Consider the following 8,819-nt stretch of genomic DNA (forward strand, 5'->3'; position numbering starts at 1 on the left):
CTCGACGCCCATGAATCTCCACGAATTCCAGGCCAAGGCGCGCTTTCGCGACGCCGGTATCCCCGTCCCCGAAGGTCAGGTGATCGACGCCGTCGAGCAGGTCTCCGGGGCCTGGCAGGCGCTGGGTGCCGAGCGCGCGCTGGTCAAGGCCCAGGTGCACTCGGGTGGTCGCGGCAAGGCCGGTGGCGTGGTCATGGCGGATTCCGCCGATGCTGCGCGCGAGGCGGCGGAAAAGCTGCTGGGTTCGCGCCTGGTGACCGGCCAGAGCGGCCCCGAAGGACTGCCAGTGGGCCAGCTTCTGCTGGAGCCGGCGGCGGACATCGCCCGCGAGTTCTATTTCGCGATGCTGGTGGATCGTTCGCGCGAGCGCCTGGCGCTGGTGGTCTCCGCCGAGGGCGGCATGGACATCGAGACCCTGGCGGCGGAGCGCCCGGAGGCCGTGGTGACCTTGCCGATCCATCCGGCCACCGGCGTGATGCCCTTCCACGGCCGCCGGGTCGCCGCCACCCTGGGCCTGTCCGGCGACGCGGCGAAGGCGATGGCGCAGCTGGTGACCAATGCCCATGCCCTGTTCCAGCAGCTCGACGCGCAGCTCCTCGAGATCAACCCGCTGGTGCTGACCCATGAGGATCAGCTGCTGGCGATCGACGCCAAACTGACCATCGACGACTCCGCTGCCTACCGCCAGAAGGCGCTGTTCGCGGAGCGTGACGTGCGCCAGCGCGACCCTGCCGAGGAACAGGCGCACGAGCACGACCTCAACTACATCCGCCTGGACGGCTCGATTGGCTGCATGGTCAACGGCGCTGGGCTGGCAATGGCGACCATGGACCTGATCCAGCACCACGGCGGCTCGCCGGCCAACTTCCTCGATGTCGGTGGCGGTACGACGGTGGAGCGGGTCACCGCAGCGTTCAAGCTGATCCTGTCGGACCCATCGGTGAAGGCGGTGCTGGTGAATATCTTTGGCGGCATCGTGCGCTGCGACCTGATCGCCGAGGGCATTATCGCCGCGATCCGCGAGATCCAGGTTCAGGTACCGGTGGTGGTGCGCCTGGAGGGCACCAACGCCGAGCAGGGCCGCGCCGCGCTGGCCAACTCCGGCCTGGACGTGATCCCGGCCGCCGATCTGGACGCGGCGGCGCGCGCCGTGGTGGAGGCTGTGGCATGAGCATCCTCGTCGACCGCGACACCCGGGTGATCTGCCAGGGCTTCACCGGCAAGCAGGGCAGCTTCCACTCGGAGCAGGCCATCGCCTACGGCACCCGCCTGGTCGGGGGCGTGACCCCGGGCAAGGGCGGCCAGACCCACCTGGACCGGCCGGTGTTCGATACCGTCGCCGATGCGGTGGCGCAGACCGGCGCCACGGTCAGCATGATCTACGTCCCGGCGCCGTTTGCGGCCGACGCGATCTGCGAGGCGGCGGATGCCGGGATCGAACTGGCCGTTTGCATCACCGAGGGCATCCCGGTCCAGGACATGGTGCGGGTCAAGCAGGTACTGGCCGGCAGCCCCACGCGCCTGATCGGCCCGAATTGCCCGGGCATCATCACCCCGGATGCCTGCAAGGTCGGGATCATGCCCGGCTATATCCACAGCCGCGGGCGCATCGGCATCATCTCGCGCTCGGGCACCCTGACCTACGAGGCGGTCAAGCAGACCTCGGACCTCGGGCTTGGTCAGAGCACCTGCGTGGGCATCGGCGGTGACCCGATCCAGGGCCTCGACTTTGTCGACTGCCTGCGCCTGTTCCGCGATGACCCGGAGACCGACGGCGTGCTGATGGTGGGCGAGATCGGCGGTGATGCCGAGGAACGCGCCGCACGTTACATCGCGGACGAATTCGACAAGCCGGTAGCCGCCTATATTGCCGGCGCCACGGCGCCCCCGGGGCGACGCATGGGTCATGCCGGCGCGATCATCGCCGGTGGCCAGGGTACCGCGGAGCAGAAGATGACGGCCCTGCGCGAGGCCGGCGCGACCGTGGCGGAGAGCCCGGCCGAGCTGGGCGCCGCGATGCAGTCCGCGCTCGCCCGCGCCTGAGTCGCCGATGACCTCGGACCAGCCTCTGCGTCTGGCCCTGGCCCAGATCAATCCGGTCGTGGGCGGGCTGGACGACAATCGCCACCAAATCCTCGAGGCCATCGAGCAGGCCCGTGCCGTTGGCGCCCGCGCGGTGGTTTTCCCCGAACTCGCGGTCACCGGTTATCCCCCCGAGGATCTGCTGCTGCGCCCGGCCTTCCTGCTGGGCGTGGAGCGCGCGGTGGTGGCGATCACCAAGGCGGCGCGGGATATCGACGTGATCCTGGGTGCCCCGGTGCAGGGAGATGGCGGCCTGATCAATGCGGCCCTGTGGCTGCGCGACGGGGCCTGTATCGCGCGCTACGCCAAGCAGGTCCTGCCCAACTATTCGGTATTCGACGAGCAGCGCTATTTCGTTGCTGGCGATGCCCCCTGCGTGGTCGAGCTGGATGGCTGGCAGATCGGGCTGACCGTCTGCGAGGACATCTGGCAGCCGGGTCCGGCCGCCGGGGCGCAGGCTGCCGGGGCCGAGCTCCTGCTGAATCTCAACGCCTCGCCCTACCACCGCGGCAAGGCCGAGGAACGCCTGCAGGTGGTCGGGGCGCGGGTGGCCGAGACCGGCTGCCCGGTGGTCTACGTGAACCAGGTGGGCGGGCAGGACGAACTGGTGTTCGACGGCCGCTCGTTCGTGCACGACCCGGTCAACGGGGCCCGCGCCGTGCTGCCCGCCTGGGCCACCGGCCAGGGCCAGGTAGAGGCGAGTCGCAGTGCGCAGGGGCCGGTCCTGCGGTCCCGCGACGAGCACATGCACCTGTCCGCCTGCGGCATGCTTCCGACCCTGACCGACCCTGGCCCGGAACCGGACGAGGCGGACGCCCGTGACCTCTATCAGGCGCTGATGATCGGCATCCGTGACTACGTGAGCAAGAACGGCTTCCCGGGGGTATTGCTGGGCCTGTCTGGCGGCATCGACTCCGGCCTGACCGCGGCCTTGGCGGCGGATGCGCTGGGCCCGGCGGCGGTGACCGCGGTGATGATGCCCTATCGTTACACCGCCTCGATGAGCATCGAGGATGCGGAGGAGCAGGCGCGGCTTCTGGGTCTCGAATACCACGAGATCGCCATCGAGCCGATGGTGGAGAGCTTCATGGCCGGGCTCGGGGATGCCCTGGCGGCGTATCCGGCCGGGGCGGGAGACGTGACCGAACAGAACCTGCAGGCGCGCGCCCGCGGCGTGCTGCTGATGGCGCTGTCCAACCGCAGCGGCAAGCTGCTGCTGGCCACCGGCAACAAGTCCGAGATGGCGGTGGGCTATTCCACGCTGTACGGCGACATGAATGGCGGTTTCGCGCCACTGAAGGACGTCTCCAAGCAGTGGGTGTACCGCCTGGCACGCTGGCGCAACACGTGCGGCGCGGCGATCCCGCCACGGGTGATCGAGCGCCCGCCCAGCGCCGAGCTGGCGCCGGACCAGCAGGATGCCGACTCGCTGCCCCCATACGATGTGCTGGACGCGATCCTCGAGGCCTTCGTCGAGCAGGAGCAGTCGGTCGCCGAGATCGTCGCCCAGGGCTTCGACCGCCCCACGGTGGAGCGCATCGCGCGCATGGTGTTCATCGCCGAGTACAAGCGCCGCCAGGCCGCGCCGGGGGTGCGGGTCAGCCCGCGCGCCTTCGGCCGCGACCGGCGCTACCCGATTACCTCGGGGTATCGTCCGGATTGAGCGATACGCGACGGCGGACGCGGGCACCGTCATTGCGAGGAGGCGAAGCCGACGCGGCACAAAAGCAGCGAAGCTGCGTTGAACGGCCGCAGGCCGGCCCGAAGGGCGAGCGTAGCGAGTAACCTCCGTCCGGAACCACCGATGTCCGCCTTGGCCGGCATCGGGGCCACCCACGGAGATCGCCACGGCGCTGCGCGCCTCGCAATGACGGGGGCCTCGGACCGCGCCGGGGCGGATCGGCCAGCGCAGGGCCGGGGGTTTGATACACTTCCGGGTGTGAGACAAGCGCCCGCGCAGCGGGCTCAACCAAAGGGATTCGCATGAAGAAGATCGAGGCGATCATCAAGCCGTTCAAGCTGGAAGATGTCCGCGAGGCCCTGACCGAGATGGGCATTGCCGGCATGACCGCGACCGAGGTTCAGGGTTTCGGGCGCCAGAAGGGCCATACGGAACTCTACCGGGGCGCGGAATATGTGGTCGACTTCCTGCCCAAGGTGAAGCTGGAACTGGTGGTGGACGACGACCGTGTCGATCCCTGCATCGACGCGATCGTGAAGGCCTCGCGCACCGGCAAGATCGGGGACGGCAAGATCTTCGTGTCCGACATGTCGCGCGTGGTCCGCATCCGTACCGGCGAAGAGGGCAGCGAGGCCCTCTAGCAGGGCGGAGTTACAGGTACCGTCATTGCGAGGAGGCGAAGCCGACGTGGCACAAAAGCAGCGAAGCTGCGTTGAACGGCCGCAGGCCGGCCCGAAGGGCGAGCGTAGCGAGTAACCTCCGTCCGGAACCACCGGATCCCGGCGCTCTGCCAGCTTCAGGAGGTTGCTTCGTCGCTGCGCTCCTCGCAATGACGGTGCCACCCCCAAGGTGGTGCGGGGGCGCCCGCCGGGGGATGGCTTTACGGTTGCGCCGCTTTTCCCGCTTAATTCGTCAGGAAGGGGATGCGGTCCATCACGCGCCACAGGCCGCGGCGTTCCTCGCCTTCCAGTTCCACCGGCTCTCCGGCGCGCACGGCGACGGCGGCATCCGGGTAGTTCAGTTCCAGCACCGTCATGGTGTTCTCGGCGTGGTCTTCCAGGCCGAGTTCGGTGTAGGCGCGGTGCAGCACGGCCAGGGCCTTCGGCATGACCTCGGCGCCAGGGTAGGTGGCGATCACGTTGCGTGCGCGCTGGGCCGCGGCGACCCAGGCGGTACGTTCCATGTAAAACTCTGCCACGCGCAGCTCGTAGGCGGCCAGTGCATTGCGGATGTAGAGCATGCGCTGGTAGGAGTCCGGGGCGTAGCGGCTGTCCGGGAATTCGCGGATCAGGCGGTCGAAGTCCTGGAACGCCTGGTCAAAGGGCTCCGGGTCCATCTCGGCCGGGTCGCGCGGGAACAGGTTGGCGAGAAAGCCCTGCTGGCGGTTGAAGTTGATCAGCCCGCGCAGGTAGTACGCATAATCGAGGTTCGGATGCCGCGGGTTCAGCTGCACGAAGCGGTCCACGGCCGCCAGGGCGGGTTCCGGCTCGCCGGCCTTGTAGTAGGCATAGGGAATCTCGATCTGCGCCTGCTGGGCGTAGCGCCCGAACGGGTAGCGCGCCTCGAGTTTTTCGTAGTATTCGACGGCCTGATCGTAATTGCCCTCGTTCAGGGCGTTCTTGGCCTCGCCGTAGAGCTGACTGGCGGACCAGCCGAGCGTGGGGTCTTCGCGCCCGGCGCAGCCGGCGACCACGAGCGCCACGAACAGAACGACGAGCAGGCGCGACAGGTGCGGGACAGAAATCACGGCGAGGCCTCACAGATGAACCAAAGTCCAAGGATTCTACAACATCAAGCCCCGGTGGCGACGAGCGGGAGGCTGCGCAATGAGTGAACCGCGTGAGGCCCATCTGCCGGAGGAGTCGGCCGGGCAGCGCCTGGATGCCGCGCTGGCGCAGCTGTTCCCCGAGTATTCGCGCAGCCAGTTGACCCAGTGGCTGAAGGAGGGCGCGCTGCGGGTGGACGGCGCCTCGCCGCGCCCGCGCACGCCGGTTCGAGGGGGGGAGCGGGTGGAACTGACCGCGCCGGACGCCCCGGTGCTGGCGGCGCAGCCCGAGGCCATAGCGCTGGATGTCCTGTACGAGGATGCGGCGGTGCTGGTGATCAACAAGCCGGCCGGGCTGGTGGCCCACCCGGCAGCCGGGCATCGCGACGGCACACTGGTCAATGCCCTGCTGCACCATGCCCCGGAACTGGCGCAGTTGCCGCGCGCGGGCGTGGTCCACCGCCTGGACAAGGACACCACCGGATTGATGGTGGTCGCGCGTACCCCGGAGGCGCAGACCGCCCTGGTGCGCCAGTTGCAGGCGCGCAGCGTGCACCGTGAGTACCGCGCGCTGGTCCAGGGGCGGGTGATCAGCGGTGCCACTATCGAGGAGCCGATCGGGCGCCACCCGGTGGATCGCAAACGCCAGGCGGTGACCGGCGGTGGCAAACCTGCAGTCACTCATTACCGCGTGGCCGAACGCTTCCCCGCCCATACCCTGCTGAACGTGCGTCTGGAGACCGGCCGTACCCACCAGATCCGCGTACACATGGCGCATATCCGCCACCCGATCGTGGGCGACCTGACCTACGGCGGACGCCCGCGGCCGGTCAAGGGTATGGGTGAGGCGGCCAAGGCCACGGTGGCGGCCTTCAAGCGTCAGGCCCTGCATGCGGCGCGCCTGGAGTTCGAGCACCCGACCAGCGGCGAACCCTGCGCGTTCGAGGCCCCGCTACCGGAGGACTTCGAGGGCCTGCTTGCAGCCCTGCGCGCCGATGCCCGGGAGACCGGTGATGCCTGAGACCCTGCCCCTGCTGGCGCCGTCCCCCGGCGAACTGCCGGCCGGCGTGCGCGCGGTCCAGACCACGCGGGTGGGCGGCGTCAGTACCGGGCCCTGGGCCGCGCTGAACCTGGCGCTGCACACTGGCGATGACCCGGAGCATGTGGCGGAGAATCGGCGTCGGCTGGAACAGTCTTTGGGGCTGGGCGCGCCGATCGCCTGGCCGCGCCAGGTTCACGGCACCGGCGTGACCAACGCCGACACCCTGCACGCGGCGCTGGAGGCCGGCGACGCGGCCGAGGCCGATGCGGTGGTCAGCAATCAGGCCGGGGTTGTCTGTGCGGTGCAGACCGCCGACTGCCTGCCGGTGGTGCTGGCGACCGCCGATGGCGCGGCGGTGGGGGTGGCGCATGCCGGCTGGCGCGGGCTGGCCGACGGGGTGCTGGAGGCCAGCGTGGAGGCCCTGAAGACGCTGCGCCCGGGGATACCGATCCAGGCCTGGATGGGGGCGGCCATTGGCCCCGCGGCCTTCGAGGTGGGCCCCGAGGTCCGCGAGGCCTTTGTCGCGCACGACCCGGAGGCCGTTGTCGCGTTCTGCCCCGGCGCCGAGGGCCGCCTGCTGGCGGATCTCTACCTGCTGGCTCGGCAGCGCCTGCAGCGGGCCGGGGTGGCGCAGGTCGCCGGTGGCGGACGCTGCACCTTCAGCGAGGCGGATACCTTCTTTTCCTACCGCCGCGATGGCGAGACCGGCCGCATGGGCACCCTCGTCTGGGTCGATTCCGGCCACCTGCGATAACCCCGGCGCTCGGTCTGGCGCGAGGGTTGCCCATGGAGATCGCTGCTTCGCTGCGCGCCTCGCGATGACGGTGCTTTTTCCTGCCCCGTCATTGCGTACATGGACGCCCCCGGTTTGCCAAGCGTTTGAGTAGATGGTTTCGGGGCGACGATTGCTCCCGTACATTCGGACTGCGTGTGCGGCTTTCATTCGCCACGGTCCCGGATGGATTCCGCGGGTGGAGGGTCCCAGCGAGGTCGCGCACTCGAGGTGCTTCGCAATGATCGGACTGGCCCCCACCGGGATCGCTCCCGTTGCCATCATGCTCAATCGCTTGCGCAATCGAGGGTTGGGTACGTAATAACGCGTTCGCTTCTCCGTTTTTGCGGGCTTACGCGGCGGCGCCGCGCAGGCCGGGGTCAAACGTCCGGTCATGGGCCATCAGGGCCCAGACCGTGCGGGCATTCTTGTTGGCCAGGGCCACGGTCGCCACGTTGGGACAGCGCCGCTGGCGCAACCCTTCGAGCCAGGGGTCGCCGCCCTCGCCGCGGCGCTGATCCGCCAGCAGGGCGGACCGCGCCCCGTGGATCAGCAGCATGCGCAGGTAGCGGTCGCCGCGTTTGCTGATACCCAGCAGGTTCGACTGGCCGCCACTGGAGTGCTGCTTGGGCACCAGACCCATCCAGGCGGCCAGTTGGCGACCGTTCTTGAAGTGCCGGGCATGGCCGATCGCGGCGACCAGGGCGGTCGCGCTGATCGGTCCGATCCCCGGGATCTCGGCCAGGCGCCGGCTGACCGCATGACTTCGATGCCAGGCCTGGATCTGGCGCTCCTGTTCCTTCACGGCCTGGTCCAGTCGCCGCAACTCCTCCAGCCGGTCGGCCAGCAGCGTGCGGAACAGATCCGGCAAGCCGTTCTCCGCATCCTCCAGGATCCCCGGGAGCTCGCGGAACAGGGTCGTCATCCCCTGGGGCACCACGATCCCGAACTCGGCCAGCAGCCCGCGCACCTGGTTGGCCTGCGCGGTGCGCGCCTTGATCTGGCCCTCGCGCACCCGGTGCAGCGCCAGTACCGCCTGCTGGTCGGGCGTCTTGATCGGCACAAAACGCATGTTCGGGCGGGTCACCGCCTCGCAGATCGCCTCGGCGTCCGCCCGGTCGTTCTTGTTCGTCTTCACGTAGGGCTTCACGAACTGCGGCGCCATCAGCCGTACCTCGTGCCCCAACGCCTGCAACTCACGCGCCCAGTAATGGGCACTCCCGCAGGCCTCCAACCCGATCCGGCAGGCCGGCAGCTGGGCTACGAAGTTGCGCAACTGGCTGCGCCGCAGCGTTTTCGAAAACACCTGCCGTCCCTGCGCATCCACGCCGTGGACCTGGAACACGTTCTTCGCGAGATCAATGCCGAGTGTTGTAACCTGCATCCGGACGCCTCCGTCTTCTTCGAGTGAGAGTGATCACCCCCACTCTGGCACATCGCGATGCCGTAATAGGGCGGGGGCGTCCATCCCATTGAG

At 69.1% G+C, this 8,819-nt stretch carries 8 protein-coding genes; 6 read left to right on the forward strand and 2 right to left on the reverse strand.

Annotated features, from left to right (window positions below; all coding sequences use genetic code 11):
• The first annotated feature begins 10 nt into the window (after positions 1–10).
• From sucC to D573_RS0112680, 4 genes are all read left to right on the forward strand, one after another.
• Positions 11–1,171, forward strand: a complete 1,161-nt coding sequence (gene sucC / locus D573_RS0112665; protein WP_018938991.1) for an ADP-forming succinate--CoA ligase subunit beta — start codon at positions 11–13, stop codon at positions 1,169–1,171.
• Positions 1,168–2,043 carry a succinate--CoA ligase subunit alpha gene (gene sucD, locus D573_RS0112670; protein WP_018938990.1) on the forward strand — a complete coding sequence of 292 codons (876 nt, stop codon included), beginning with the start codon at positions 1,168–1,170 and terminating at the stop codon, positions 2,041–2,043. The genes sucC and sucD overlap by 4 nt, the downstream gene beginning before the upstream one ends.
• Before the next feature lie 7 nt (positions 2,044–2,050).
• A complete protein-coding gene (locus D573_RS0112675; protein WP_018938989.1) occupies positions 2,051–3,745 on the forward strand; it encodes an NAD+ synthase in 1,695 nt (564 codons plus the stop codon).
• Positions 3,746–4,065: 320 nt separating this feature from the next.
• Positions 4,066–4,404, forward strand: a complete 339-nt coding sequence (locus tag D573_RS0112680) for a P-II family nitrogen regulator (protein ID WP_017940393.1) — start codon at positions 4,066–4,068, stop codon at positions 4,402–4,404.
• Positions 4,405–4,667: 263 nt separating this feature from the next.
• On the opposite strand, the gene D573_RS0112685 is transcribed toward D573_RS0112680, so the two are convergent.
• Positions 4,668–5,510, reverse strand: coding sequence for an outer membrane protein assembly factor BamD (locus tag D573_RS0112685; RefSeq protein WP_018938988.1), 843 nt, complete (start codon positions 5,508–5,510; stop codon positions 4,668–4,670).
• A gap of 79 nt (positions 5,511–5,589) precedes the next feature.
• Here D573_RS0112685 and rluD point away from each other — a divergent pair, with 79 nt between their 5' ends.
• Both rluD and pgeF read left to right on the forward strand, forming a co-directional pair.
• Entirely contained in the window at positions 5,590–6,549 is a 960-nt protein-coding gene (rluD, locus tag D573_RS0112690) for a 23S rRNA pseudouridine(1911/1915/1917) synthase RluD (protein ID WP_018938987.1), read from the forward strand.
• The gene (gene pgeF, locus D573_RS0112695; protein WP_018938986.1) at positions 6,542–7,324 is read left to right on the forward strand and encodes a peptidoglycan editing factor PgeF; all 783 of its coding nucleotides are present in this window, start codon (positions 6,542–6,544) and stop codon (positions 7,322–7,324) included. Before rluD ends, pgeF begins: the two co-directional genes overlap by 8 nt.
• 370 nt (positions 7,325–7,694) lie before the next feature.
• On the opposite strand, the gene D573_RS0112700 is transcribed toward pgeF, so the two are convergent.
• Positions 7,695–8,726 (reverse strand): IS110 family transposase, encoded by a 1,032-nt coding sequence (locus tag D573_RS0112700; RefSeq protein WP_018937517.1) that lies wholly within the window; start codon positions 8,724–8,726, stop codon positions 7,695–7,697.
• Between the last annotated feature and the right edge of the window lie 93 nt (positions 8,727–8,819).

The sequence above is a fragment of the Thioalkalivibrio sp. AKL9 genome, from assembly GCF_000377825.1.
Classification (GTDB): domain Bacteria; phylum Pseudomonadota; class Gammaproteobacteria; order Ectothiorhodospirales; family Ectothiorhodospiraceae; genus Thioalkalivibrio; species Thioalkalivibrio versutus.

Coding starts and splice junctions, on each gene's coding strand:
- D573_RS0112700 (WP_018937517.1), bottom strand. CDS start 8,726: ATGCAGGTTACAACACTCGGCATTGATCTCGCGAAGAACGTGTTCCAG.
- sucD (WP_018938990.1), top strand. CDS start 1,168: ATGAGCATCCTCGTCGACCGCGACACCCGGGTGATCTGCCAGGGCTTC.
- pgeF (WP_018938986.1), top strand. CDS start 6,542: ATGCCTGAGACCCTGCCCCTGCTGGCGCCGTCCCCCGGCGAACTGCCG.
- sucC (WP_018938991.1), top strand. CDS start 11: ATGAATCTCCACGAATTCCAGGCCAAGGCGCGCTTTCGCGACGCCGGT.
- rluD (WP_018938987.1), top strand. CDS start 5,590: ATGAGTGAACCGCGTGAGGCCCATCTGCCGGAGGAGTCGGCCGGGCAG.
- D573_RS0112680 (WP_017940393.1), top strand. CDS start 4,066: ATGAAGAAGATCGAGGCGATCATCAAGCCGTTCAAGCTGGAAGATGTC.
- D573_RS0112675 (WP_018938989.1), top strand. CDS start 2,051: ATGACCTCGGACCAGCCTCTGCGTCTGGCCCTGGCCCAGATCAATCCG.